The 340-nt window shown below is 30.9% G+C and carries 1 protein-coding gene; it reads left to right on the forward strand.

The annotated features are described in order from the left end of the window. Positions 1 to 65: 65 nt before the first annotated feature. Positions 66 to 340, forward strand: a 275-nt coding sequence (locus L988_RS00230) for a type I restriction-modification system subunit M N-terminal domain-containing protein (RefSeq protein ID WP_047380382.1), incomplete at its 3' end; no start/stop codon positions are given.

Consider the following 340-nt stretch of genomic DNA (forward strand, 5'->3'; position numbering starts at 1 on the left):
TAGTTTAAATATGGTATACTATGTATGAATAGACTTATTAAAGTTAATCACTAGGAGGGAATTTTATGGCAGTAGTAGAAAAGGATAATTTCAAAGATAATCTTTGGAAAGCATGTGATAAATTAAGAAACAATATGGATCCAGCAGAATATAAATATGTGGTTCTAGGATTGGTATTTTTAAAATATATAAGCGATAGATTTGAAAGTAAATATAATGAATTAGTTGAAGAGGGAGAAGGTTTCGAAGAGGAAAGAGATGAGTATACAGCAGAGAATATTTTCTGGGTTCCTAAAGAGGCTAGATGGGCAGAGATAGTTAAAAGTGCAAAAACTCCAGA

It is taken from the genome of Cetobacterium sp. ZWU0022, from assembly GCF_000800875.1.
Lineage (GTDB): Bacteria > Fusobacteriota > Fusobacteriia > Fusobacteriales > Fusobacteriaceae > Cetobacterium_A.